25 protein-coding genes are annotated in these 25,586 nt (G+C 34.3%); 6 read left to right on the forward strand and 19 right to left on the reverse strand.

Annotation, left to right across the window (positions count from 1 at the left end):
- Nucleotides 1-28: 28 nt before the first annotated feature.
- The gene (locus OGZ34_RS13255) at nucleotides 29-448 is read right to left on the reverse strand and encodes an OsmC family protein (RefSeq protein WP_263360498.1); all 420 of its coding nucleotides are present in this window, start codon (nucleotides 446-448) and stop codon (nucleotides 29-31) included.
- Nucleotides 449-545: 97 nt separating this feature from the next.
- On the opposite strand from OGZ34_RS13255, the gene OGZ34_RS13260 reads away from it, so the two are divergent.
- Complete coding sequence (locus OGZ34_RS13260) at nucleotides 546-791, forward strand: hypothetical protein (protein ID WP_263360499.1); 246 nt, start codon at nucleotides 546-548, stop codon at nucleotides 789-791.
- A gap of 575 nt (nucleotides 792-1,366) precedes the next feature.
- Here the strand turns inward: OGZ34_RS13260 and OGZ34_RS13265 are convergent.
- The 6 genes from OGZ34_RS13265 to OGZ34_RS13290 form a co-directional block, all read right to left on the reverse strand.
- Nucleotides 1,367-3,358, reverse strand: coding sequence for a DUF349 domain-containing protein (locus tag OGZ34_RS13265; protein ID WP_263360500.1), 1,992 nt, complete (start codon nucleotides 3,356-3,358; stop codon nucleotides 1,367-1,369).
- Between the two features lie 371 nt (nucleotides 3,359-3,729).
- Nucleotides 3,730-4,479, reverse strand: coding sequence for a shikimate dehydrogenase family protein (locus OGZ34_RS13270; RefSeq protein ID WP_263360501.1), 750 nt, complete (start codon nucleotides 4,477-4,479; stop codon nucleotides 3,730-3,732).
- Nucleotides 4,480-4,481: 2 nt separating this feature from the next.
- Entirely contained in the window at nucleotides 4,482-5,876 is a 1,395-nt protein-coding gene (locus OGZ34_RS13275) for a tetratricopeptide repeat protein (protein WP_173966655.1), read from the reverse strand.
- A gap of 212 nt (nucleotides 5,877-6,088) precedes the next feature.
- Nucleotides 6,089-7,285, reverse strand: a complete 1,197-nt coding sequence (locus OGZ34_RS13280) for an aspartate aminotransferase family protein (RefSeq protein WP_263360502.1) — start codon at nucleotides 7,283-7,285, stop codon at nucleotides 6,089-6,091.
- A 77-nt stretch (nucleotides 7,286-7,362) separates the two neighbouring features.
- A complete protein-coding gene (locus OGZ34_RS13285; protein ID WP_263360503.1) occupies nucleotides 7,363-7,851 on the reverse strand; it encodes a hypothetical protein in 489 nt (162 codons plus the stop codon).
- Nucleotides 7,852-7,959: 108 nt separating this feature from the next.
- Nucleotides 7,960-9,624 carry an OstA-like protein gene (locus OGZ34_RS13290; protein ID WP_263360504.1) on the reverse strand — a complete coding sequence of 555 codons (1,665 nt, stop codon included), beginning with the start codon at nucleotides 9,622-9,624 and terminating at the stop codon, nucleotides 7,960-7,962.
- A gap of 363 nt (nucleotides 9,625-9,987) precedes the next feature.
- Here OGZ34_RS13290 and OGZ34_RS13295 point away from each other — a divergent pair, with 363 nt between their 5' ends.
- Nucleotides 9,988-11,859: an alpha-amylase family protein gene (locus tag OGZ34_RS13295; RefSeq protein WP_263360505.1), complete on the forward strand. Its 1,872-nt coding sequence runs from the start codon at nucleotides 9,988-9,990 to the stop codon at nucleotides 11,857-11,859.
- Nucleotides 11,860-11,926: 67 nt separating this feature from the next.
- Here the strand turns inward: OGZ34_RS13295 and OGZ34_RS13300 are convergent, their stop codons facing one another.
- From OGZ34_RS13300 to rsfS, 7 genes are all read right to left on the reverse strand, one after another.
- Entirely contained in the window at nucleotides 11,927-12,706 is a 780-nt protein-coding gene (locus tag OGZ34_RS13300) for a superoxide dismutase (RefSeq protein ID WP_173966652.1), read from the reverse strand.
- Between the two features lie 8 nt (nucleotides 12,707-12,714).
- Nucleotides 12,715-12,984, reverse strand: a complete 270-nt coding sequence (locus OGZ34_RS13305) for an acyl-CoA-binding protein (protein ID WP_173966651.1) — start codon at nucleotides 12,982-12,984, stop codon at nucleotides 12,715-12,717.
- Nucleotides 12,984-13,637 carry a phosphatidylserine decarboxylase family protein gene (locus OGZ34_RS13310; protein WP_173966650.1) on the reverse strand — a complete coding sequence of 218 codons (654 nt, stop codon included), beginning with the start codon at nucleotides 13,635-13,637 and terminating at the stop codon, nucleotides 12,984-12,986. Before OGZ34_RS13310 ends, OGZ34_RS13305 begins: the two co-directional genes overlap by 1 nt.
- Nucleotides 13,627-14,514: a phosphatidate cytidylyltransferase gene (locus tag OGZ34_RS13315; protein WP_173966649.1), complete on the reverse strand. Its 888-nt coding sequence runs from the start codon at nucleotides 14,512-14,514 to the stop codon at nucleotides 13,627-13,629. Before OGZ34_RS13315 ends, OGZ34_RS13310 begins: the two co-directional genes overlap by 11 nt.
- Nucleotide 14,515: 1 nt before the next feature.
- On the reverse strand, nucleotides 14,516-15,121 hold the full coding sequence (locus tag OGZ34_RS13320; RefSeq protein WP_263360506.1) for a lactate utilization protein B/C: 606 nt from the start codon (nucleotides 15,119-15,121) through the stop codon (nucleotides 14,516-14,518).
- Between the two features lie 114 nt (nucleotides 15,122-15,235).
- Nucleotides 15,236-17,161 (reverse strand): ATP-dependent zinc metalloprotease FtsH, encoded by a 1,926-nt coding sequence (gene ftsH / locus OGZ34_RS13325; RefSeq protein ID WP_173966647.1) that lies wholly within the window; start codon nucleotides 17,159-17,161, stop codon nucleotides 15,236-15,238.
- Nucleotides 17,162-17,176: 15 nt separating this feature from the next.
- Nucleotides 17,177-17,548: a ribosome silencing factor gene (gene rsfS / locus OGZ34_RS13330; RefSeq protein ID WP_017496527.1), complete on the reverse strand. Its 372-nt coding sequence runs from the start codon at nucleotides 17,546-17,548 to the stop codon at nucleotides 17,177-17,179.
- Nucleotides 17,549-17,641: 93 nt separating this feature from the next.
- Between rsfS and OGZ34_RS13335 the strand changes: the two genes are divergently transcribed.
- Nucleotides 17,642-18,370, forward strand: coding sequence for a biotin--[acetyl-CoA-carboxylase] ligase (locus OGZ34_RS13335; RefSeq protein ID WP_263360507.1), 729 nt, complete (start codon nucleotides 17,642-17,644; stop codon nucleotides 18,368-18,370).
- A 101-nt stretch (nucleotides 18,371-18,471) separates the two neighbouring features.
- Here the strand turns inward: OGZ34_RS13335 and OGZ34_RS13340 are convergent, their stop codons facing one another.
- The 3 genes from OGZ34_RS13340 to pyrE form a co-directional block, all read right to left on the reverse strand.
- Nucleotides 18,472-19,125 carry a hypothetical protein gene (locus OGZ34_RS13340; RefSeq protein ID WP_263360508.1) on the reverse strand — a complete coding sequence of 218 codons (654 nt, stop codon included), beginning with the start codon at nucleotides 19,123-19,125 and terminating at the stop codon, nucleotides 18,472-18,474.
- 233 nt (nucleotides 19,126-19,358) lie between these two features.
- Nucleotides 19,359-19,751: an SRPBCC family protein gene (locus tag OGZ34_RS13345; protein WP_173966805.1), complete on the reverse strand. Its 393-nt coding sequence runs from the start codon at nucleotides 19,749-19,751 to the stop codon at nucleotides 19,359-19,361.
- Between the two features lie 157 nt (nucleotides 19,752-19,908).
- Entirely contained in the window at nucleotides 19,909-20,559 is a 651-nt protein-coding gene (pyrE, locus tag OGZ34_RS13350; protein WP_173966806.1) for an orotate phosphoribosyltransferase, read from the reverse strand.
- A gap of 7 nt (nucleotides 20,560-20,566) precedes the next feature.
- On the opposite strand from pyrE, the gene OGZ34_RS13355 reads away from it, so the two are divergent.
- Both OGZ34_RS13355 and OGZ34_RS13360 read left to right on the forward strand, forming a co-directional pair.
- Nucleotides 20,567-21,172, forward strand: a complete 606-nt coding sequence (locus OGZ34_RS13355; protein WP_173966807.1) for an NUDIX hydrolase — start codon at nucleotides 20,567-20,569, stop codon at nucleotides 21,170-21,172.
- Between the two features lie 431 nt (nucleotides 21,173-21,603).
- Nucleotides 21,604-21,834, forward strand: coding sequence for a DUF4287 domain-containing protein (locus tag OGZ34_RS13360; protein WP_263360509.1), 231 nt, complete (start codon nucleotides 21,604-21,606; stop codon nucleotides 21,832-21,834).
- A gap of 101 nt (nucleotides 21,835-21,935) precedes the next feature.
- Here the strand turns inward: OGZ34_RS13360 and OGZ34_RS13365 are convergent, their stop codons facing one another.
- Nucleotides 21,936-22,430 carry a hypothetical protein gene (locus OGZ34_RS13365; protein WP_263360510.1) on the reverse strand — a complete coding sequence of 165 codons (495 nt, stop codon included), beginning with the start codon at nucleotides 22,428-22,430 and terminating at the stop codon, nucleotides 21,936-21,938.
- Between the two features lie 789 nt (nucleotides 22,431-23,219).
- Here OGZ34_RS13365 and OGZ34_RS13370 point away from each other — a divergent pair.
- The gene (locus tag OGZ34_RS13370; RefSeq protein ID WP_173966810.1) at nucleotides 23,220-23,624 is read left to right on the forward strand and encodes a helix-turn-helix domain-containing protein; all 405 of its coding nucleotides are present in this window, start codon (nucleotides 23,220-23,222) and stop codon (nucleotides 23,622-23,624) included.
- Nucleotides 23,625-23,776: 152 nt separating this feature from the next.
- Here OGZ34_RS13370 and OGZ34_RS13375 read toward each other — a convergent pair whose 3' ends face one another.
- A complete protein-coding gene (locus OGZ34_RS13375) occupies nucleotides 23,777-25,504 on the reverse strand; it encodes a M14 family metallopeptidase (protein ID WP_263360511.1) in 1,728 nt (575 codons plus the stop codon).
- Between the last annotated feature and the right edge of the window lie 82 nt (nucleotides 25,505-25,586).

Raw genomic sequence — 25,586 nt, forward strand, 5'->3', positions numbered from 1 at the left:
CCCAGGATTATTGGAATTTGGAGTTTTCTTAAGCGATTAGTATAACGGACAATGTGATAGTAGTATTTAAAAGTTTGGAAATTGGACAAATCTCTTTTGCTTTTGCTGCTGTTTTTTCAAATTCCTCTTTAGAAATAACTGGCACTTTTCCTTTTAAATCCAAATGAATCAAAGTGATGGAGCCATCTTCAAACGTTACTGTGGCCTCTGTGCTTAAATCATCTGCTGTATAACCACCTTCGTTCAGTAAAAAACTTAATTGCATCGTAAAACAGCCGGAATGAGCTGCAGCGATAAGTTCTTCAGGATTTGTTCCGACACCGTCAGCAAATCTTGTTTTAAATGATAATTGTGCGTTATTTAAAGTAGTGCTCTGTGTACTGATCGTCCCTTTTCCTTCCGTACCAGTTCCTTTCCAATTGGCATTTGCTTTTCTTGTAAATTTCATTGTCGTGTGATTTGAATTAATAATTAGTTTGTATCCTGTTGATTGTCAGTGGATAATGTGATTATCAAATATAATCAATATTTTACAGAATTGTTTTATGAAGTTTAATGAGAATGTTAAGTTTAAGGTTTTAGTTGAAATGGGTGAAAGTTTTGCCGTAAAGTCTGTGAAGATTGGAGCTATTTGTTTGTTTGTTTGTTTGTTTGTTTGTTTGGAAAGCGGAAAATTTACAAAGTTTTACCTGGATTTAGATTTGCGAACTTTGGCTGCCATGAGGTTAGACATTGTAGTTGTAATTGTTAAGTCCCTACGGGACAGATTTGTCGAGGGAGGAGTTGTGTAGTTACCTATATGTAATCTCTACGAGGTTTTTTATGCTTCTATTTTAGTAAAGTAAAGTAAAGTAAAGTAAAGTAAAGTAAAGTAAAGTAAAGTAAAGTAAAGTAAAGTAAAGTAAAGTAAAGTAAAGTAAAGTGTTTGGTGATTATGGTGCTTTCAGGCAAATGTGCTCCTTTAGGAGCTTAATATTGGTAAAAAAGAGCCAGCCTTAATGTAGAGTGTCCCGTGAGGACTACATATTGGTTTCGTTTATGTAATTTGTGTTAAGTTGCTTTTACAGGTAAGGTTAAAAGCTTTGGGGCGGATTTGTAAGGCAAAAAAAAGCTGTAGTGAAAATCTGCATTGCACCTTTTGTGTTTAATTGTAATGTTAAGTTTAGTGTTTTGAATTGGAATGGTTTTACCTTAAAGAACGTAAGGTTCTGTTTTGCATTGCAGTTAGAAAAAAAAACAAAATTCGCAAAGCTTTGCATTTATTTAGCTTTGCGAACTTTGCGCAAACCATTACACACTTTGTGGTATAATGTAAACAGGATAAAAAAAACTGCAATGAATATTCATTGCAGTTCTGATATTTAAATTATTCCTGACCTAAATTTCGCAATTGTTTAAGTTTTTCTTTCCAAACTTCAAGGCTTTCTTTATGAATAGCAATGTTTTTACGGACTTCTAGAACAATTGAATTTTCTTTCTTTGCATTTTTTGTATTGGTAAAGAATTGAATGTTATTCTCTAATTGGAAAATTTCATTTTGAACTTCTTCAATTTTACGCATTAAGAAAATCTTTTCGTTGTCTAATTTACGAGTATCGTTACTGTCAGATAAAGAATCAATTCGGTTTGAGAAGCGCATCATTTCAGTTTCTTTTTTACTCAAACTTAGTTTTTCAAAAAGAGCATCTAAAATTTTATTGAATTTCCCTTCAATATGACGTCTTGCAAAAGGAACTTTTCCGTATCCTTTCCAGATTTCGATATGCGCTTTAATCGCATCCAGATCCGTTTTGTGATCACCGGTTAGCTGGTAAGCTCTCAAGATGTCTAAATATGCTTTCTTATTATCAAAAGCAGCTACTTCATCAACATTTTCTTCTGATTTGTGCTCTTTTAATTTATCAAAATAGTGATTACAGGCATCTTTAAATTCTTTCCAGATTTTGTCAGAATACTTTTTAGGAACGTGTCCAATTTGTTTCCACTCTTCCTGAATTTGTTTCATGATAGGAGTAGTGGCAGTAAAGTCAGTACTTTCTTGTAGTTCTTTGGCTTTTGCTACAAGTGCCATCTTTTTGTTTAAATTGTCGTTTTGATCTTTTTTAATGTCTTTGTAAAAAGAATTTTTAAAAGAATTAAAGTTTCTAACGGCAGTTTTAAAAGCGGCCCAGGTTTCTTCATTTACTTCTGAAGGTACTTTTCCGGCAGCGAAAAACTCATTTCTAAGGGCTTCTACTTTTTGAATTTGTACCAGCCACTGTGAGTGAGAATTTACTTTCTCAGTTCCTAAAACCTCAATTTTTGAGATGATATCTTTTTTAACTTCAAGATTATTTTGTTCGTTTGCTCTTTGGCTTTCAAATAAAACTTCTCTTTTGTCGTGAATTTTTTTGGTCAGTTCACTAAATCTGTTCCAGATCGTATCGCGGTGTTCTTTAGAAACCGGTCCGATATCTTCTTTCCAGATTCTGTGTAAGTCCTGTAATTCGCGGAATGATTTGCTAATGTCGGTTTCGTTAACTAGTTCCTCAACACGTGCAATTATTTTTTGTTTTTGTTCCAAATTGTGTTTGAAATCCAAATCTCTTGCTTCACGGTCTAAATGCAGATAGTCATAAAAGTTTTCTACATGAAAATGGTAGTTATTCCAGACGTGGTTGTACTTGTCTTTCGGAATTGCACCGGCATTCTTCCATCTTTCTCTTAAATCATTAAAATGCTTAAGGGTGTCTTTGATGTTTTCCTGCGGGTTGATAAGCTCTTTTAGTTCTTCAACGATGGCAAGTCTGTTTTCTAAATTCGATTTCAGGTTGGTTTGTAAATGTTTAAAATGAGCATTTCTTTTCTCTCTAAAAACATTATAGTACTCGTCAAATTTAGATTTTAAAGGAGAGTGGTATTCGAATTCTTCATTCGGATCTTGTTTAGAAGCATTGAATTCTTCTTTTTTCTCTTCTATAAGGTGGTTGTATTGTAATAAAAACGACTTCTTGATTTCTTCGATATGATCTTTTACCGACATTACTTTGTCTGTATTAATCAGTTTTTTCAATTCATCAACAAGTGTATCCAAAGAAAAGGTGTCATAATCCTGCATAGGAATCTCGTGACGCTCTTTAAGCGTCTCATCTTCACTTTCTTCGGCATTCGAATTTGTTATGGCATCTAATGCAGTTTGATGATTGACTTCTATAGCTTCGGCAGTGTTTTCTGATTCAATTTCAGGGTCTGAAATTGTATTTTCAGTTACTGCATCGGCATCAGCCGTTTCAATTGCACTATTTTGAGTAGAATCGTTAGTATCGATTTCTAATTTTCCGTCTGCTTCCTGCAGGTTATCATTCTTTTCTTCTAACATTTTAAATGTATAAGGTTTTTATTTTAAACAGAGCGAAAGATAGTAAAGGTGTTTCTAACTACAAAATAAATCGTTTATTTATACGCTATTTTACGATGAAATTCTTACTAATTGGTTTAATTTAAAGATATCATGCGGGTTTTTTTGTTGATTTTTTGAAGTTAATTTAAATTATAAATTGCCGGAATTTTTAGATAATGAAAAAGAAAATGATGATAGTAAGGCGTCATAAGTCGTTTTATCTCGATTTGGAATAAGGAAACCGGGAAGGTATAGCTGTTTTATAGTATTAGGTATAAAAACAACAAACCCGACAGGTTTTTGAAAACTGTCGGGTTAAGATGTTTGAAGTAATGTTCTGTCTTAAACTTTTATTTGTTCCAGATTTTCCATGCTTTTTCTGCCTGAAAAATAAGCATATCGTGGCCGTTTTTTATGATGGCACCCTTTTTCTTAGCTCTTTTTAAAAACTCGGTTTCTGCCGGATTATATATTAAGTCGTAAGCAATATGTTTGTCTGTAAAAAACTCGTACGGAATATCAGGGCAAGCTTCGATATTAGGACTTGTTCCTACTGGTGTACAGTTAATGATAATCTGAAAATTATCAAAAGTAGTCGCATTGATTAAGTTGTAATCGATCATGTTTTCTTTGGCTTCTCTGGAAACAAAAGTATAGAGTATGCCTAACTCATCCAGAGCAAAAGCGACACCTTTTGAGGCTCCGCCTGTTCCCAGAATCAAGGCTTTTTTATGATGTGGTTCCAGTAAAGGTTCTAATGATTTTTTGAAGCCGTAATAATCAGTGTTGTATCCTTTTAATTTCCCGCTTTTAGTAAATTTAATAGTGTTTACAGCACCAATTAAGGCTGCTTTTTTGGATAGCTTATCTAAGAATGGAATGACTTGTTCTTTGTAAGGAATTGTAACATTTAAACCTTTTAAATCAGGATTGTTTTTTACTAACTCGGTGAAATAATTAATTTCAGAGATATCGAAATTTTCGTAGCTGTTGCCGGCAAAAACTTCATCGCTAAATTTTTCTGCAAAATATCCTTTTGAAAAAGAGTAGCTAATATTACGGCCTAGCAAGCCAAAACGTCTTCTTAAAATATCAATCATTATTATTTTCTGTGTTTTTCAATGTAATTTTGAACCGTTTTTTTCGACCATACTACCGGAAATAAATCTTCGATTAAGATGTAATTGTCAAAGTTTAAACGCAAACCATTGCTCAAATGAAATTTAGCTTTGGTAGTGTCCTGAATCATGAAATACAATCCTGCTAATCGGTATTCGATTTCGTTCTCTTCCGGAAAATATTCAGTTGCCTGTAGCAGGGTCTGAATTGCGCTTTCGAATTCGCCTAGAAATTGCAAAATATCAACCCAGAATAACCAGGTATCCAAAGCATAATCTCCAAATTCTACCGCTTTTCGGTATCCAAATTCAGCTTCTTCAAAAAAGTTCATTTGTTTGTTGATTGTCGCATAACGTTTCCAGTACAAACGATTTTGATTGTCGATTGCCAGCGCTTTATTGACAAAAAACAGGGCTTTTTGAAAATTTTTCTGGCGCACATGAAAGTCAGTAATGGCGATCCATCCTTTGTCTAAAAGCGGATCCTCATGTACCGTTTGGTTGTAATATTGTAAAGCTTTTGCCGAATTTCCAAGTTTTTCATAGCATTTTCCAATACGCAATAGAGCATAAGAAGTGGCATCGTCAAGCTCGATAGTACGGTTGTAGCTTTCAATAGCTTCGTTGTATTTTTTTAAACGTTCGTAAGCTTTTGCTTTTTCCATGAAAGCGCCCAAAAACTCATCGTCGATCAGCGTTGCATAATCAAAAGCGCGAATGGCGTTTTCGTATTCTTTTACACCATAATGCAAACGTCCAAGCTGGTGCCAGGCAATTTCGCTATATGGGTTTTTATTGATATAATTGTTAAGATACACAATGGCTTCCTGGTTTTGATCTAAAAATTCAAAACAATACACCACGTTGTAAAGAGCAGACTGATCTTCTAGATCTTCTTCAAGACATTTGATAAAACTGTCTTTTGCCATCTCGAGGTTATCCATAAAAAGATACTCCATTCCAATAAGGTTGTACACGTCTGCGTAATCGTCTGTAAATTGCAGGGCAATTTTAAGTAATTCAACCGCTTTTTCGTGTTGATCTCTTTTGGAACAGATATTGGCTTTCTGGATATAAATTTCCTCGTTGTTAGGTTCGATTGCATACAACTCATTTAAGAGTTTTTCGGCGATTTCTAGTTTGTCGTCGTAAACCAGCATTTCTACTTGTACTAATTTTAAGCCTGTAGATTTTGGGTGTTGGTCTAATGCAAGTTTCAGGGCTTTCTTTGCTAAATTAGCCTTGCCTATGTCTAAATAATGAAGAATAATTTCTTCGAATTCTTCAGAATCAAAAAAGAGTACTTTGTTAGTTTTTAACATCGACTCAAATTTGGATAAGGATAGGTTATAATCTTCTTCTTCGTTGCTTAATTGCATACTGTCTTTATTTGAAATTAGCCTGTTATAAATTTAGGCAACCATATTATTGTTGTGGGGAAAGGAAATTAATTGTTTTGAACAATTTAATTAACAATATGGACAGAATTCCGATTCTGTTTTTAGTCATAATCTTCTTATTTATAAAAAGATTATTTTGTTATTATTTTATTTATCGATGGGAAACAGGTCCCGATCATGATGTGTTTTAATTAAACTTGTTGTTCCTTTTTCAGGATTTCATCCATAACATCTAAGATTATGGCACAGCCTTCTTTAATTTCCTCTTCAGAAATGGTTAATGGAGGTGTTATTCTTATGGCGCATCCTTCAAAAAGTAACCAGAATAATATAAGCCCTTTGTCCTGACAGTTTAAAATAACTTCATTTGTTATTTCTGTAGTTTCGGTCATTGCGGCAAGCATCAATCCCCTTCCTCTAACTTCCTTTATCAAAGGATGTACCAAAAGCGATCTAAAGAGTTTTTCTTTATCTAAAGCCTCCTGCATTAAGTTTGTCTCAGTTAATTCCTGCAAAGTAGCCAGGCATGCTGACGCAATGACAGGGTGTCCTCCAAAAGTAGTAATGTGTCCCAGTTTGGGATTTTCCGTCAGAAGATCCATTTTTTCTGCCGAAGCAGTAAAAGCACCTACTGGCATTCCGCTTCCCATTCCTTTTCCCATCACCACTATGTCCGGAACGACATCGTAGTTCTGAAAGCCAAATAGTTTTCCTGTTCGGCCAAAACCAGGCTGGATCTCGTCAACAATCATCAGAGCACCAACCTCATCACAACGTTTTCTGACTTTTTGCAGAAAATTGTCGTGGGGTTCAATAAATCCGGCACCTCCCTGAATAGTTTCTAATAGTATTGCAGCAGTTCGGGTTGTTATTTTTTGTAAATCTTCCTCGTTATTAAAGGTGATAAAATCAACATCGGGAAGTAGTGGTCTAAAAGCCTGCTTGCGCTCTTCAAAGCCCATAACACTCATAGATCCCATAGTGTTACCATGATACGCATTATGACAAGAAATGAGCTGGCTGCGGCCTGTTGAACGTTTAGCCAGTTTTAACGCTCCTTCAATCGCTTCAGTTCCTGAATTGACTAAATACGTTTTGCTTAAGGATTCAGGTAGGAGTGAAGCCATTAGTTTGCAATATTGTACAGCCGGGCTTTGAGAATATTCCCCATAAACCATAACATGCGAATATTTGTCCAGCTGATCTTTAATCGCCTGATTAACTCTTGGATGCTGATGTCCAAGTGTGCAAGCGGAAACACCTGCTACAAAATCTAAGTATTTTTTATCATTAGTATCGTAAATGTACGAGCCAATAGCGTGTGAAACTTCCATTCCTAACGGGTAAGGTGAAGTTTGTGCCTGGTATTTTATAAAATCTGGATTCATTTTTTTAAAGTTTCTAAGTTGCTTAGGTTCTAAGAATCTAAGTTTTTTTAGTTTTATATGCAGGAAAAACGAATGCTTTAATCGTTCTTAATTTTTTCAAGTGTTTCAATATCTAATACATCGCTAAGTCGGTTTAAACTTTGTTTAGATAATATTCTGAATGCAAATTCAATAAATATATATCGAATCATTAGACATTCAAGTATCGCTATTAAGATAAAAAGGATTAAAAATTTGTTGTCTTGAGAAATTGCTTGTAAAATTAGTCCTGCCAGAGGAAGACAAATCAAGAAGCTTAATAAAATTTTAAATGTTTTATTTATTTCTACATTAATACCCCCATTGTTGTCAACAATTTCGCCGCTTAATACACAAAATGCGCCTTTACCTATTTCAGATGAAATTATTTTAAATGCATTATTGTTGATTGTTCCAATAAATGATTTATCCGTTATTTTTGAAGCCAAACTTTCGCTGCTTTCTGTTCTTCTTTTTAAACGATCGAGAGATTCTGATTGTTCTCCAATGATTTTGAAAGTATAATTACTTACTGGAAATAAGTTCATTTTTTTAAGATTCTAAGTGACATCAGTCTCGGTTTTCAGTGTCAGTTTTCAGTTAGTGAAAAACGGAGAGTGAGGACTGCGACTGGAAACTGCGACTGCGACTGAAAACTATTTTTTACTCTTAGCATTAGTAGTTTTCTTCGACGCGGGTTTCTTTTTATCGTAATCTAGGGTTTCTTTTCTGACTTTTATGGGAGTATCTTTATCTTTAGTCTCTTCGTCTTTTCCTTCCTGGATTAATTTATCGTTCATTTCATTGTCTTCGGCAGTAAAAATATCGTCTTTTGACTTTATTCGTTCGTCGCCTCGCCAACGCAAGCCTTTTAGTTTACGGGCATTTTCAGGTAAATCGGCTTCAGGATAAACGTCACCGTCTACTTTGTTGAAAAATGTGATGGTTTCAATATCATTGTTTTCTATAATCAGATTGATTTTGCTGCTTACATTCTTGTTGATTCCAATCAATTCATTAAAATCATTGCGCATGTAGTATATGACTTCGGTGTTTTTGATAACGTCAACATCATGTAGTTTTCCTTCTTTGAATTTTCCAAACAAATTGAGTCCCTTGACCTGATTATAGCCGGTTCCGAGAGTATCCCGCGAGACGATAAAGGTATTGTTGAGGACCTTTAAGGAATCAAGCTTTTTGGTGTTTTTATCGCCAATAAGATGCATGATATCTCCCGTAATTTGGCTCTCTCCGTTCCAAAGAATTGGGTTTCCAATGAGTTTTGTTAAAGCGGTTTTGGAGTTCGAATGAATAGAATCACATTTTCCGCTCATGTCTATTTTGTAAAAACGTACGTTGTTGTAAGCTCGTAAAATACGTTCGCCTTCTTTTCCGGTAACCATCAGTTTTTTTCCGTGAATGTAAACTGAATCTTTTTCCACCAGATTTATGGCTACTGCTCTTTTGGTAACAAACATGGAATCTTTAAGTTTGTAAATTTCGGCATAGTGGCCTTTTACAATACCGCGATTGATAGAATCGGTGATTTTTACATTTCGGGTTGCGGAGGCAAATTCGATGTTTCGATTGTAATATAAGCTGTCTCCTTCTATGAGACGGTCATCGTATTTGATGTAGGATTTCCGCAGAAAATGAGCCAGATTCTTTTTGGTATCATAAAAACCTCTTTCGGTATAAATGTAATTGGCTTTACTGGTAATAGTTGAGGGACCGAGTAAATAAGAGTGTCCTGAATTACTATAGTAATCTAAATGGTTCGATTTTATAACATATTTTGGATTGGTAATGGTTACTGCGGTTAAGAATTGAAATTTTTTCTCGGCCACAAAATACCTTCCCGATTTACTAACCAGTGTGTTGTCTTTGTTGATAATAGTACCTTTTGTATTGTAGAATACCTGTTGAATATTTCGGTCAAAGTTTATCGTATCGGTACTTAAAGTGGCGTCAGGAGAACTCATTACGGCATCTCCGGTTGCGAAGGCTTTTTTTACATTTCCACTATATTCCGCATATTTACTGTTTAGAAACAAGGTATCTCCTTGTACTAATTGTACATTTCCAAAGGCTTTGAGATAGTTTTCTTTTTGAAAAAAGTAAGCGCGGTTACAGGTAAGTACAACGCCATCATGATTTACTTTTACATTCCCAATTAGAAGTAAAGCGCCCGGAATTTCATTTTCGTTGATTTCTTGAAAATCAGCATTTTCAACAATTATTGTTTTAGGTTTTTGAGCAAATATGACTTGTACGCTTAAAAAAAGCAAACAATAGGATATGAAAAAGAGTAATTTCTTCAATGGATTAAATTTTTGTCAAATTTATGAAAAAGGTTACAACCTTTATTGATATTAAGATTAATTTATTAATGCAGATTTATTTTTAGATAGTCTACAGCACAAGTTCAGTAAAGCTTGGAAATTTCCAGTATTTTAAGTTCTTTCATGGATGAACTTTGTACTATTTATCTTTGTAGCTTTTAATCTAATTTATCAACAAAACGGCATACTCTTACGTTGTAGTTTGCAATTTTGAATGTAGACTCTAACAAAAATGATTTTAGTCTTCTTTTGAATTTAAAAATTAGCCTAAATTTAGGAAAAGATTTCCGGAATTAAGAGCGGATTTTTAGTTTGGAAATGAATCAGATTATTAGAATAAATATGATAAATAAGAAATTTTTTGTTGCAGGATTGTCTGTAATCCTGCTGTTTTCGGCATGTAAAACCAAAGATCTAAAAATGAACACAAGAAAAGAAGAAGTTTCTAAAGAGAATAAGATTGTGGTGTATCAGGTTTTTACACGTTTGTTCGGAAATAAAAACACAACGAATAAACCTTGGGGTACCATTGAAGAGAATGGTGTTGGAAAGTTTAATGATTTTACCGACAAAGCATTACATGAAATCAAAGATTTAGGAGTAACTCATATTTGGTACACGGGTGTTCCGCATCACGCATTGGTTGGGGATTATAAAGCCTATGGGATTTCGGATGATGATCCTGAAGTGGTAAAAGGCCGTGCCGGATCTCCGTATGCAGTAAAAGATTATTACAATGTAAACCCCGATTTAGCTGTGAATCCGGCAAACAGATTGCAAGAATTCGAAGCGTTGATAGTTCGTACACATGAGGCAGGATTAAAGTTGATTATTGATATTGTACCCAATCATATTGCACGAAAATACGAAGGAAAAAGTAATCCGGTGGGAGTGAAAGATTTTGGAGCTGATGATGATGTTAATGCGGAATATAAGAGAGATAATAATTTCTACTATATACCAAACAATCATTTCGAAATTCCGGATGGAGATATTCCCTTGAACGGAGAGAAAAATGTACTTGTTGATGGTGTATTTGATGAAAATCCTGCAAAATGGACCGGAAATGGATCGCGAAAAGTTAAACCGGACCAAAATGACTGGTATGAGACCGTGAAAGTAAATTACGGAATCCGTCCTGATGGCTCAAAGGATTTTCCTGAATTGCCGGTAGGATTTGATCAAAAAACGTATCAGGAGCATTTCGCTTTTTGGCAAGATAAAGACGTTCCGGACTCTTGGAAGAAGTTCAGATCGATTGCTTTGTATTGGATTGAAAAAGGAGTAGATGGTTTTCGTTATGATATGGCTGAGATGGTTCCGTATGAATTTTGGAGTTACATGAATTCGGCAATCAAAATGAAAGATCCAAATGCTTTTTTATTAGCAGAAGTGTATAATCCGAAGGAGTATCGTAATTACATCTGCTTAGGAAAAATGGATTATCTGTACGATAAAGTAGAGACTTATGATAAGCTGAAAGATATTATTCGTGGAAAATCTTTACCTGATGGATTGTCGGATATTCAAAAAGGAATGACAGATATTGAGCACAATATGCTTCATTTTTTAGACAATCATGACGAACAGCGCTTGGCAAGTCCTGAATTTGCAGGAACGCCGGAAAGAGGAAAACCTTTAGTGTTGGTTTCTGCAACAATTAGTACGTCTCCAACGATGATTTATTTTGGACAGGAGGTAGGGGAAGCTGCGAATGAGAATGCCGGTTTTGGAACCCGTTCGAGAACATCAATATTTGATTATATCGGAGTGCCGAATCATCAGCGTTGGATGAATAATGGGAAGTTTGACGGAGGACAGCTTTCGGATTCAGAGAAAAATCTTCGTGATTTTTACAAACGACTGTTAAATTTTTCGATTAAGAGTTCTGCTTTAATGGGAAGTTTTCAGGAAATTCAAAGTGTAAATCGCCAGAATACGATTCATTACGATGATTTGATTTATTCCTATGTGCGTTGGTCAGTCAATCAAAAGTTGATAATAGTGGCTAATTTTTCTGCAGAAAAGACAAGTGAGTTTGATTTGAAAAATCCTTCGGATATTATCGAAAAGTGGAATTTGAAAGAAGGAGTTTATAAACTGAAAGATCAACTGTATGAAAAGAGTTCTGTGCAGTTGAAAGTAAACAATGGAGAAGGAGTTGTTCGAGTGAAAATAGCGCCTTCAGAGTCCTTTATTTATGAATTGAAGTAGTGATAAGAATTTTTATTTAAGCGTATAAAAAAAAGCTGATACTTAGGTATTCAGCTTTTTTTGTGATTTATACTTTTCTGACCTTCTTCAAAGCCTCGACATAGTATTCGTTTACTTTTTCCCAGTTTATATGCTGATAAAAAGCATCAATATAACTTCCTTTTCTATTTTGGTAATCCAAATAATAAGCATGTTCCCACAGATCGATTCCTAAGATTGGAGTTCCGGGAATCAGAGCGTTTTTCATTAAAGGATTGTCTTGATTATCCGTTGTTGTTACCTGTAGCTTTCCGGCTTTGTCGACTACCAGCCAAACCCATCCGGATCCGAACTGTTTCGTTGCCTGACCTTTAAACTGACTGGTAAGGTTACTGAAAGAACCAAATTCTTTATTAATAGAACCTGCCAGCGTATCTTTTGGTGTTAGTTCTTTTGGTGTAAGAATATTAAAGTAAAGGGTGTGATTGTAATAGCCACCCGCATTTTGACGCAGTTTAGCGTTGCTAAGATCCATCTTTTTAAGAATATCTTCAATAGGCAGATTTTCAAACTCGGTATTTACAATTTCTTTATTAAAATTGTTGGTATACGTTAAATAGTGTTTTGAATAATGCGTTTCTAAAGTAAGTGTTCTAATTGCAGGAGCCAAAGCATCGTAAGAAAAAGGTAATTTTGTCAATTCAAAAGAACCCGGGTCTGCTTTTACATCATTTGGAGATCCAATGGTGATTTTTTCTTCTTTTGTTGGTAAAGGAACTTCAACAACTTCGGTTAGCTTATTGTCATTACAAGAAAATAATAGAAAAAATGAAGCTAAAATGCTGAAACGAACAATGTTTTTCTTCATAATGTTAGTTATTTTGATGTTAGTGAATTAATGATTGCGATATAATTTTCTTTAGCTTCATCAGCCGTCAAATGACTTATTTGCATCCAGGCATTTGTTTTGAAAGCATTTCGCAAATCAAAATTATCCGATTGATTGTACACAGCTGTTCCAAAAGTAGCCTGTTTGTAATAGGCATAAAGCCTTAACTGCACGTCTTGTGGCAGCGTGGCCTGAGTCATTTTTAAAGCAGTCTCGACAGCCTCTGAAAAACGAGTATCTAAATCTTTTTCAGTCATTAAGCTTTTGTAGCGATGATGGTTTTTCCACCAATTGCTTTTTGGTTTAATACTACATTAATTGGAGTACCTAAAGGTAAAAATAAATCTACTCTTGAACCAAATTTAATAAATCCTGCATCTGTTCCCTGAACAACCTGCATTCCTTCTTTAGCATAATTTACAATTCGACGTGCCAAAGCGCCTGCAATTTGTCTGTATAATACTTGTCCGAAAGTTTCGTTTTCGATTACAACTGTCGTTCTTTCGTTTTCTTCACTTGCTTTTGGGTGCCAGGCTACTAAAAATTTCCCAGGGTGGTATTTACTAAATTTTATGATTCCGTCCATTGCATAACGTGTTACGTGTACGTTTATAGGCGACATAAAGATAGATACTTGCAGACGTTTGTCTTTGAAGTATTCACCTTCGTAAACTTCTTCAATAACGACAACTTTTCCGTCTACCGGAGCAAGAATGTGATCGCTGTTTCTAATTGCGATTCTTTTTGGATTTCTGAAAAATTGCAAAATGATGATTAAAACTAATACACCAGCTAGCTGAACCAATATTCTTAGCCAATTGATATCAATGAATTTTTCAGCAATTAAAAGTACAGCTACTGCGAAAACAGTGCCTAATAAAATGGATGGGCCTCCTTCTTTATGAAACATAGTATAAAATTTGATAAAATAAAAATATAATTGGTGCTACAAATATAACACTATCTAGTCGATCTAATACACCTCCGTGACCCGGCATGATGGAACCGCTGTCTTTTACTCCGGCAACTCTTTTGAATTTAGATTCAATTAAGTCTCCAATAGTTCCAAAGATGCTAACAATTAAAGCTATAATCATCCAGATTAAAATAGATTTAGCGCTGAAATCCGGTTTTGGCTGTATGTATAGTTTTGAGATTAAAAAACCGGCAAAAGCAGCAAAAACAACACCTCCAAGAAATCCTTCAATTGTTTTTTTAGGCGAAATGCGTTCAAACAATTTATGTTTCCCCATTGATTTACCAACTAAGTAAGCAAATGTATCATTGGTCCAAATCAAGACAAATAATCCGATGATGATTTTTGGATTGTAATCTTTAATTCCGAATGAAATTTTAGTGATAAAGAGAAAAGGGAGTGTGACGTATCCCAATAAATAAATGTATTTGGATGATTTGCTGATGATTTGTGTGTCATCAAACAAAAATACAATGCATTTTACAGATACAATCAGCGTGATAATAAGCAGTACAGAAAAAAGTTTTTCGGTATCAACTGTTATTTGTATGTTTTCTTTTAATGTTTTACTGATATAGTTTTCCGTTTCGGCTTTGTAAAAACTGATTAAAGCGACCGTACTGTAAAAAACAGAAACGAATAAAATTGAAAATATTTTATTGATTCCAACTAAATTACAGAATTCGTAAGTGGCGATAATTAGGAAAATGCCAAAAAGGACAATAAAGCTTTCGGTAGAAAACAGAATAGAAGTTAATAATAAAGCGATATAAACAGCACCAGAAATGGTTCTCTTGAGTGTTTCGTTCATCTTAAAGGTCTTCTAAGAGCAATAAATATAGATTTTTGGCAACACTTCCGTATTGGGTAAAATCTTCCTCTTTTGCTTTTTCGAAATATTTTATTGTGGTAATATTAGTAGGATAGTCTCTTTCGTATTTGCGTTTGATAGCGCTAAGTCCGTCACTTTTGATCAAAAGTATCTGACTTGTTGTGGCAATTATAACAATATTTGCAGGTAATTCGTTTGGTTTGTCTTGTCTGATTTGTTTTGATGAAAACAGAATTGAGCCTTCATCGGCAATTAGGTTCTCACAAGTAGCAAGTAAAAATTTTGGGTTTCGAGGAGAAATATAAAGTAGTTTGTTTTCTTCTAATAAACTAAAAAGGGCAGGTTCATAACATAGAACTTCATTTTCGAACCAGTCATTTTCTTCCAGGATATTTTCAAACTGTTCTGCAACTTCTTGTTTGTTTTCACAATACAAGAACTTACCGCCATTTTTCTTGAAATTGAAAATGAATCTTTCATCAATAGATAAATGACTGTCCGGAGCTTGATTTCCTCCGTATTCACTTTCATGTTCTTCATCAGAAGCAGCGTCGCTGGAACCAAATATTTTTTTGAAAAAATTCATTTTATATGAAATACTTTACATGTTAATTGAAAACGTTCAAAGATAAAAAAATCTTAATTCAAAAGGCTATTTTGAATTAAGATTTTAAAAAATATTACATATTTAGTGAATTATTTAGGAAACCACTTCTTCTAAATTTTTATCAAAAGTACGTTTTCCGAAAATAGTTTCTAAGTCATCTTTAAAAATAACCTCTTTTTCAATTAATATGTCAGCCAATTGATTTAGCTTGTCTTTGTTTTCTTCGAGAATTTCGATGGCTCTTTGGTATTGGCCTTCAATTAATTCTGAGATTTCTTTGTCAATGATTTTTGCAGTTTCGTCAGAGTATGGTTTTGAAAAGCTGTACTCACTTTGACCACTTGAGTCATAATACGTAACATTTCCAATTTTATCATTCAATCCATAAATGGTTACCATAGCACGAGCCTGACGTGTAACTTTTTCTAAATCGCTTAATGCTCCTGTTGAAATTCGGTCGAAAGTTACTTTTTCAGCAGCTCTTCCACCCATAGTAGCACACATTTCGTCTAACATTTGATCTGTTCTAACGATTTGTCTTTCTTCCGGAAGGTACCAGGCAGCTCCTAAACTTTGTCCACGAGGAACAATAGTTACTTTGATTAATGGTGCAGCATGCTCTAACATCCAACTTACAGTTGCGTGTCCGGCTTCGTGAATTGCGATTGCTCTTTTTTCTTCCGGTGTAATAATTTTGTTTTTCTTTTCTAGTCCACCAATGATTCTGTCAACAGCATCAAGGAAATCCTGTTTGTCTACTGCAGTTTTGTTGTTACGGGCAGCGATTAGGGCTGCTTCGTTACAGACATTTGCAATATCAGCACCAGAGAAACCCGGAGTTTGTTTGGCTAAGAAATCAAGATCAAGACCTTCTACTTTTTTGATAGGTGCTAAATGCACAGCAAAAATTTCAGCTCTTTCGCGAATGTCCGGTAAGTCTACGAAAATTTGTCTGTCAAAACGACCTGCACGCATTAACGCTTTGTCAAGAACATCAGCTCTGTTGGTTGCAGCCAAAACAATTACGTTAGAGTTTGTACCAAAACCGTCCATTTCGGTTAGTAATTGGTTTAAAGTGTTTTCTCTTTCGTCATTTCCGCCTGACATATTGCTTTTTCCTCTAGCTCTACCAACAGCATCTATTTCATCGATGAAGATAATAGCAGGAGATTTTTCTTTTGCTTGTTTGAACAAGTCACGAACACGTGAAGCGCCAACCCCTACAAACATTTCTACGAAATCAGAACCTGATAAAGAGAAGAAAGGAACCTGAGCTTCTCCTGCAACTGCTTTTGCAAGTAATGTTTTACCAGTTCCCGGAGGCCCTACTAATAAGGCTCCTTTTGGAATTTTACCTCCCAGATTGGTGTATTTTTCAGGGTTTTTTAAGAACTCTACAATTTCTTGTATTTCTTCTTTTGCGCCTTCTAAACCAGCAACATCTTTGAAAGTAGTTTTAATGTCGGTTTTCTCATCAAATAGTTTGGCTTTTGATTTTCCAATGTTGAAAATTTGTCCGCCACCGCCACCGGCACCACCAGACATTTTACGCATGATGAAAATCCATACACCAATAATGATGATGATTGGAAGCAGACTGATTAAAATGTCGCTCCAGTTATTTTTTTGCAAGAAGTTAAAATCTTTTAGTTTGCCTTCGCCAACTGCTTTTTCCAGCTTCGTTTGAAAAATTTGGTCATTACCAATTTCTAAAGTATAATGAGGGCCTTTGTTAGGTCTTTCAAAGATATCTTTAGCTACTTTTTTATTGGCTGCGTCTTTAAGAGCCGCAGCGTTTAAATATACTTCAGCTTCAGCTTTATTATAAACGATTACTTTTTCAATTTGTCCTTTTTCTAATAAAGTATTGAATTTAGAAGAGGTCAATTGAGCAGGTTCGCTTAAGTTAGATCCACCGGTTGCAAAACTTATAAATAAAAAAACCAGAAGTATTGCGGTGTATATTAACCAGGGACTTATTTTAAATTTACTCGGATTTGGATTATTATCTTTAGCCATTAGAAGAAATTTTCTTTAGTATTTGTTTTCGATTGTAGTTATTTTGGCGTCACCCCAAAGGCTCTCGATATTGTAGTATTCTCGGATGTGTTTCTGGAAAACGTGTACCACGATATGCACATAATCCATTAGAACCCATTCTGCATTATCGGTTCCTTCTACGTGCCACGGTTTATCTTTTAAGTCTTTAGATACAGTTTTTTGAATTGAGTTTACAATGGCATTAACTTGGGTATTTGAACTTCCGTTGCAAATGACAAAATAGTCACAAACTGCCGTGTCTATTTCTCTTAAGTCAAGAATGTCGATATCATTTCCTTTTACTTCTTCAATCCCTTTGATTATGTTCGCCAATAGAACATCATTATTAACAGTCTTTTTCGCCATGAATTATTTTGTATGAATTTGTAAAGTTACCAAATTTTGTGATTATTTTTGAACCTTAACAAAATATTAAATTAAGTTATTTAAATTACTTGAATGAAACTAATCAAACTCGATGCCATAGATTCTACAAATGATTTCCTTAAATCTTTGTCAAGCCATGATGAACCGGATAATTTTACTGTGGTAACGGCTGAAAATCAGACAAAAGGCAAGGGGCAGATGGGGGCAAAGTGGCAGTCTGAAGTGGGTAAAAACTTAATTATGAGTGTTTTGGTGAAAGATTTTGTCTTTAATAATGAACACGTTTTTAACCTCAGCGTTATCGTTTCTTTAAGTGTAATTGAGGTCTTAAAATCGTTAAATATTCCTGATTTAAGTATAAAATGGCCAAACGACATTATGTCATATAATAAGAAAATTGGTGGCATACTTATTGAAAATACCCTTAAAAGCGGTGGCAGAATTGTGTCAGTTGTTGGATTAGGGTTAAATGTCAACCAGACTAATTTTGACGAACTGCCAAATGCTTCTTCATTGGCAGTCATTTCGGGACATAGTTTTGATAAAGATATTTTACCTCAGTTAATTGTTGAAAAAATAAAAGAAAAAATAAGTCTATGGGAAGTTAATTCTAAAGATTTATGGGCTATTTATTTTAATTCATTGTTTCGAAAAGGTGTTCCAATGCCATTTAAAAATCTAAAAAATCAAAATTTCATGGGAATCATTCAGGGAGTATCACCTGTTGGTAAAATCCAAATTTTACTGGAAGATGACTCTGTCTCGGAGTTTGATATTAAAGAGATTCAGATGCTTTATTAAAGGTTCTGAGGTGCTAAGGTTCTAAGGTTCTGAGTTTTTTGTTTGGACTGTGTGAATGGTTTTAAGATTGAAAATCTGCCGAATCGGTTTGAAGCACTATTTTAAACCTTTACTGTTTTAGCTGTTTTTGGAGCTATTTTTCTGTTCCAATATAGTATATAAAATGTTCCAAGGATAGAAGGTGTCATCCAGGCGATTATATTTCCAAGTCCAATTCCGGCAACAATAAAAGCAGTTACCGATGCAATGAGTGCTCCGGTCATTTTTCCGATATGCTTAGACAGCCAATTATTGGTTTTGGATACGTTTTTAAAGAAGATAAGATCTTTCACCGTCATATAAAGGCCAAATCCGCCAAAGAAAGTAAATAAAATGCCGTTTTGTACAGAATTCAATTGACAGTAGATCCCAATCGAAATCATTATTACAGAGAAAAACAACATGGTTCCTGAGATTAATTTATCGTAAAAATCGGCTTTTGTTTTGTGTTTGAAGTTTAAAGCTCTGTTTCCTGATGTTACCAGATAAATAGTGAATAAGCCAATTAGAAATAAAAAAATATTCTGATGTTTCGGCATCCAGCAGATCGGGATAGAGATAAGTGCACTAATGAACATTCCTATTGAGAATAATTTCCCCATTCTTTTGTGCAGTGTGCTTCCTTTTTTGACTACAACACTTCCTATTCCGGTAATTAGACCGATTCCTCCAAAGAATGCATGAATGTAAATTAAAATTTTGATCGTTGCTTCCATTTTGTTTTTGTTTGGTTAATGGATCAAACTTCTATCAATAATTCAAGATGTGATAATTTATAGTGCTGAAGTGTTATATTTTGAGGATGAAGTGTTTTTTTTTGTGGAGGTTCTAAGGTGCTGAGATTCTAAGATTCTGGGGCTTTCTTATATGCAAAAAAAAGCCCGATCGTTAAATCGGACTTCTGTTTATAATTCACAACTAATAATTAATAATTCACAATTAATAATTATTAAAGTTTGGTCATATTATTTGCCAGTGTTTCGATGAATTTACTGATTGGTCCTTTGATCATCATGGCCATCATTGCATTAAATTCGCCTTCAAAGAATAATTGAACTGCACTTTCTGAGTCAGAAACGCTGTCAATATTTGAAGTTAGGGTAAACGGAAGTTTGTCACTAGCAGCTCCCAAAACAATTTTGCTTGGTGCTGTTTTTTCTTTCATTTTAAGTTTTATTTCCGGCATACCTTTTAATCCAAAAATAAAAGCATCTTCACCGATTACTTCGAACTTAGCGATATTATCGGGCATTAATTTTTCAAAATTCTTTACATCAGTCAATAAATCAAATAAATCCTGAGCTGATTTCTGAACTGTAACTTTTGGACTTTCTAAGTTCATATATTATTTTTTTTGTTTTTTATTTTAACCGCAAAGGGCGCAAGGTTTTTTGTATTTCTTTTTCTTTATAAACGCAAAGTTCACAAAGCTGGATTTAAAATTCAATTCAAAAAAGAGCAAAGCTATTTTTAGAAAATCTAAAATCTGCAATCTAAAATTACTCCTCTTCCTGTCCCCAGGTTGATGGACTCACGTTCCATTCTTGTAAAGTAGACTGTTGTTCTTCGCTGATGTATTGTTTTTGAACTGCTAAATCCAATAGGTTTTCGTAATTGCTTAAGGTATACAAATCGATATTGGCGTTTTTAAAGTTTTCTTCGGCAACATTAAAACCATAAGTAAAAATGGCAGCCATTCCTTTAATATTCGCTCCTTCGTTACGTAAAGCTTCTACTGCCATCAAACTGCTGTTTCCGGTGCTGATTAAATCTTCAACAACTACAACATTTTGACCTTTTTGTAAAAAACCTTCTACCTGATTTTGTCTTCCGTGTTTTTTAGCTTCAGGACGCACATATACGAATGGAAGTCCTAGGCTTTCGGCAACAAGAATTCCAACACCAATGGCACCTGTGGCAACACCGGCAATGACATCTGGTTTCCCAAATTGTTTTTCTATATTTTTCGCAAATTCATCACGAACGTAATTTCGGATGCTTGGAAATGAAAGAATTAACCTATTATCACAATAAATAGGCGATTTCCAACCTGAAGCCCATGTAAAAGGATTTTCGGGATTCAATTTAATTGCATTTATTTGCAAAAGCAATTCGGCTGTTTTTTCGGCAGTATCTTTATTAAAAATCATAGTACAAATGTATAAAGTTTTTGTGAACGACAAACCACTTTTTTTGACAAATGAAATCTCAAGAGAGACTAATTTTCAATTATTCTTGTTAGAGAGCATTGATATCGAACAGCTTATAGTGAAAATCTTTCAAAATAAAATTCAAAAGGCCTATTTATATCATCCTGATGAAAAGGAGATTATGAAAACTTTAAAGGCTAAAATTCCTGTAAACAAGGCAGGGGGAGGTTTAGTGTACAATAAAAAAGGCGAAGTTTTATTCATTTTCAGAAATGGAAAATGGGATTTGCCAAAAGGAGGAATCGAGAAAGGTGAGGAAATTGAGGCTACAGCGATCCGTGAGGTTGAAGAAGAAACCGGCGTGAACCAACTTCGTATTACAAACAAGCTTCAAAAAACGTATCACGTTTTCAAGCGTAATGGGAAATACAAACTCAAAATCACACATTGGTTTGAAATGCATACAGATTTTGAAGGCACTCCGCAAGGTCAGTTGGAGGAGGGAATTGAAAAAGTTGCCTGGTTAAATCCGGAACAGATTAAAGAAGCCTTGAAAAACTCTTATGAAAATATCAAATTGTTATTTGAAGAAGAGAATCAATTGAAACAATAAGATTAAAAATCTAACCGATTGGGTATAATTAATTAAAAGAATTATTTAACACGTAGAAACATAGATTTTAGTAGCAAAATAGGAAATGAAAAAAGAAATATATTTCTTTCGCATAGAAAAATGGGTGTTTTTAAATGAAGTGAAACGCCTTTTTTGTAGATGCAGAACCTATCTAACTATGTGTTAAAATGAATTACACCAACGGTCAAAAAATCTAAATTTTTTATATTCCAAAAAAGCTAGTGGTACTATGTTCACTGGCTTTTTTGTTTTAGCTCTGTGATTTGTTTAAAGAGTAGATTTATTGATGTTTAACTAAGATAAAATGTTTTAGAATCGTAAGTAATTGCCAGTGAAAAATCTTTAAATGAAATTAGATTTTAATTTGTATTTTCGTTTATTGTAAGATTAATCAACTAACCATATGTTTTATGTCATTTCAAGCGTACTTAAAAACAATTAAAGAAAAGACTGGTAATGGTCCGGCCGAATTTAGAGCTTTAGCAGAAGAAAAGGCATTTACACAGGAGGGAAAACTCAAACCTGAAGTAAAAGCCGGAGACATTGTAAACTGGCTTAAGGCAGATTATGAATTAGGACAGGGACATGCAATGGCTATTTATGCATTGCTAAAAGGAATTAAAGACGAGAATAGCCAGTAAAAAGGATTTTATATTTTAGTCAAAATAAGAAAGTTTTGCTCGTGAAAATGTTTGAATTGTAAGGATTCTAAACTTATTCACGAGCAGCACTTTAAGTTTTTTTACTTAAACTGATCAAAAGCAGCATCAATCAAGTGTTCAATTTCTAAGAAGTTATTTGATAGTTGCACGATCTCTTCCTGAAGGTTTTCTAAATCAAGATTTAACCAGCCTTCCATTAGGGTTAAGGGACCATGATTTGTGGTGACATTGGGCCATCCGTTTTCATACGTTTTAAAAGATTTTCTAAACACTTCGGCAAATTTTCGGCTTTCTATAGTGTAAACTTTAAATTTTCTGAGTTTTAAAGCATGGATGTTGTACATCAATCTTTGTTTTTCAATATCTGAATCACTAATCCAAACGGAAAAGAAAATTCTTGATTCGGAAGTTAAGGCTTCGTCAGGATTAGTGGACCAGGATTTTTTATACAGTTTTATAAAAACGGAATCTAAGTAGATTCCAACAGCAACTTCAATTGATTTTTCGCTTAGAATTTTTTGATCGAGACGATCCGCTGCTTCTTGAAACTTTTCAAGATAAAAAGTGGTATTCATTATGGTTTTGGTTTAAATTGGTTTAATGGTTTGGTTATAGCTTTAACAAATATAAATGAACTGTTTGATAATCTGAATGTTTTTTGATTAATCAGGACCAACCATTAATGTTTTAAACCTCTTGTTTTAGGAGAATCTTAGCAATAATGTAGGGTAAAAGGGGATAAATGAATTGTAAATAGTATTAAGTTCTATAGGAGGGAAAGTCGCGTCTCAACGAGAAAATATTTTCGAATTTTTGTGTGGTGTTTTCGAAAAAGGTGAGTTGTTCTCTTTAAGAAAATACTTTGTGTTTGTTTGCTTTTGCCCTTTCAGGGCGGAATCTATTTTTTATTCCGTTTGCAGTGCGTTGTACTGCGCTGTTGCTTTTGGGCTTTCAGCCCGTTTTTGATAATCTTTGATCTAGAAGAACTCTATGTAACGGTTTTGGTGTGAAGCGTATGATTTTTAGTTTTAAGGTTATTTGTGATTTTTTTGCTCTGAAAGAGCTTTAGCAATAGCTTAGTGCGAAGCACTAAGAATGAATAATGATTTTTTTGGTTAAGCCCTGAAAGGGCGATAGACTATGTGCAAAGGAAAAATTTATCATATGTTATGGCTTTTTTACTAAGAAAGTCTGCTTTTTTAGAATCTATATAATTTTTCATTTTTAACTATTTCATGTCTCAAAAATCGTACTTTTGTTTGATATCCAAATCAATAATAAAAATCATCTAAACTGTATCATACATAGCAAAATATGTTTTTTACATTATTGATTGTAATGATCGTTAATATTATCTTTGAATTATGAGCACATTATCAAAACCAAACCACATAGGACGAAAAATTAGCCGAATCCGTGAACTGAGAGACATGAAGCAGGAAGCTCTGGCGCAAGCCTTGGGGACTAGTCAGCAAACGGTGTCAACTTTAGAAAATAGTGAAGAAATTGATGATGAAAGACTGAGCCAGGTAGCAAAAGCTTTAGGAGTTACCGTTGAAGCCATTAAGAATTTTTCAGAAGAAGCTGCGATCAATTATTTTAATAGTTTTACAGATAATAGTGCAGGGACTTTTAATAATCATTGTACTTTCAATCCATTGGATAAATTAATGGAATCTATAGAAGAGAATAAAAAACTATATGAACGTTTGGTTCAGGCTGAAAAAGAAAAAGTTGAGTTTTTAGAAAAAATATTGAAAGATAAATAGTTTTGTTTTTCATAATTTAAAAGCCTAATAAATTTATGTTTATTAGGCTTTTTTTAGTGCTCTTGATTTTATGTTTTTGTTATGAGAACTCAAAGCTTCGCGATCTGAGCGTTTTCAACTCAAAAATACTTTGCGTTCTTTGCGGTTAAATATCACAGTACCCTATAAACAGGATATTGCAAATGCGCCTTTTCATAATAGGCCGAATGTTTATAAATCCAGTCTAACTGTGCTTCCGGATTTTTAGAAAACTCAAGATCGGTTTGTTTTTTATTTTCCAGTTCGGCTTTTAAAGTTGGGTTTTCTTTTAGGAGTTTAGCTGCGGTATCTTCAAAAATATATCCGGAATAATGTTCTTTTTGCTGTAAAATGGTGTCGAAGAAGTTCCAGTTAAAAAAAGAATCAATGCCTTCGGGTTCAAAGGCTTCCAAGATGTATTTTACACCTTTTTGATTGGTTGGAACTATATAATCTCCTTTGGCGAAAGCCATTTTAACAATTTTAGAAGTTACCGTTGTATTTCGGTGTAAATAATGTCCTTCGTAGGCAGACGGAACGGTTTTAAAATCGGCAATTTTATAGCTTTCTACTTCAATAATGGTATCGTTTTTAAGTTGGGTAAACGAAATGTTATTGTTCTTTAAAAGGTCAATAATGTTCCAGTAGCCACGCGGAATGATATAAGCAGAAGGTATAACAACCTCTTTTACTGATTTGAATTCTTTGATATAAGGGACGTCTTTTTTATACGGTCTGCTTCGATCGTAGTACAAGCGATCTCCGGTTGTAGCCTCGCTTTTTTTGTAAGCTGCTTCATAACCCAAGAACGAAAAGGTGGTAGCTTTTGTGCTGTCCAGCTCCCATTTTAGAGTGTAGTTTTTCTTAGCTTGATATTGTTCCAGATTTTTTACTCGGAGTTCCTTGATTTTTTGGTAATTGGCGTCGGTATAATCTAAAGTTGATTTGGTGTATTCGTAAGTCATTTTTACACGTTCGGCATATTTTTTCAGCATGTGTGTTTCGACTACAAATCCGATAGTGTTGAACAACGAAGTATAACCCGTAGTATATCTCGGACTGTCTACAAACTGCCCAAAACCTTTGTCGGGAGTGTCTTTAAAAGAATCTACGTAAGGGGTTGTTTCGATTTTCTTTTGCTGTAGGTTTTTGACTAGCGCCGGCATCATTTCGGTATTCATAAAGTCACCCAGAATCGTTCCTAACTTGTTGTGCTGTGTCATGATGTAAGTGAGTTTGTACTGATAATCGGAACCGTTGCTTACATGATTATCAATAAAAACATCAGGGTTTATCTTCTGAAAAATTTCAACAAAGCTCTTTGTGTTTCGGGTGTCTGATTTCATTAAGTCCCGATTCAGGTCGTAGTTGCGGGCATTTCCTCTAAAGCCATAAATTTCAGGTCCATCCTGATTGGCTCTTGTGGTCGAATTTCGATTCAAAGCACCGCCAATATTGTAGACCGGAATAGTCACCAAAACGGTATTTTTCGGGGCTTTTATTTTTCCTGTTGCCAGATCTCTGTAGAATTGCATGGTGGCATCGATTCCGTCAGGTTCTCCGGCGTGTATTCCGTTATTGATAAAAAGTACCGCTTTGTTCTTTTGAATTTTCTCAAAATTAAATTCCTTTTCGGGATTGTAAGTGATCATGTGTAAGGGTTCACCCGAATCTGTCAATCCCATTTCTTTCACCTGAATGGTCGGGAAATCTTGTGCCAGCATTTTATAATAAGCAATGGTTTCCTGATACGAAGCGGACTGATTTCCGTTTCCTTTTTCAAAGTAGGTGTCGTATTTTTTATTGTTTTGAGCGAAAAGGGTTAAGGAGAAAAGTGAAAGGATAAGGGTAAAAAGTTTCATGGTTTGGTTTTTTATAGCAAGAATCAAATATAATTAAATTTAGTTTCAAGTTTTGTTTGTTTCAAGTTTCAAGTTTCAGGTT

It is taken from the genome of Flavobacterium collinsii, assembly GCF_946903285.1.
Lineage (GTDB): Bacteria > Bacteroidota > Bacteroidia > Flavobacteriales > Flavobacteriaceae > Flavobacterium > Flavobacterium collinsii.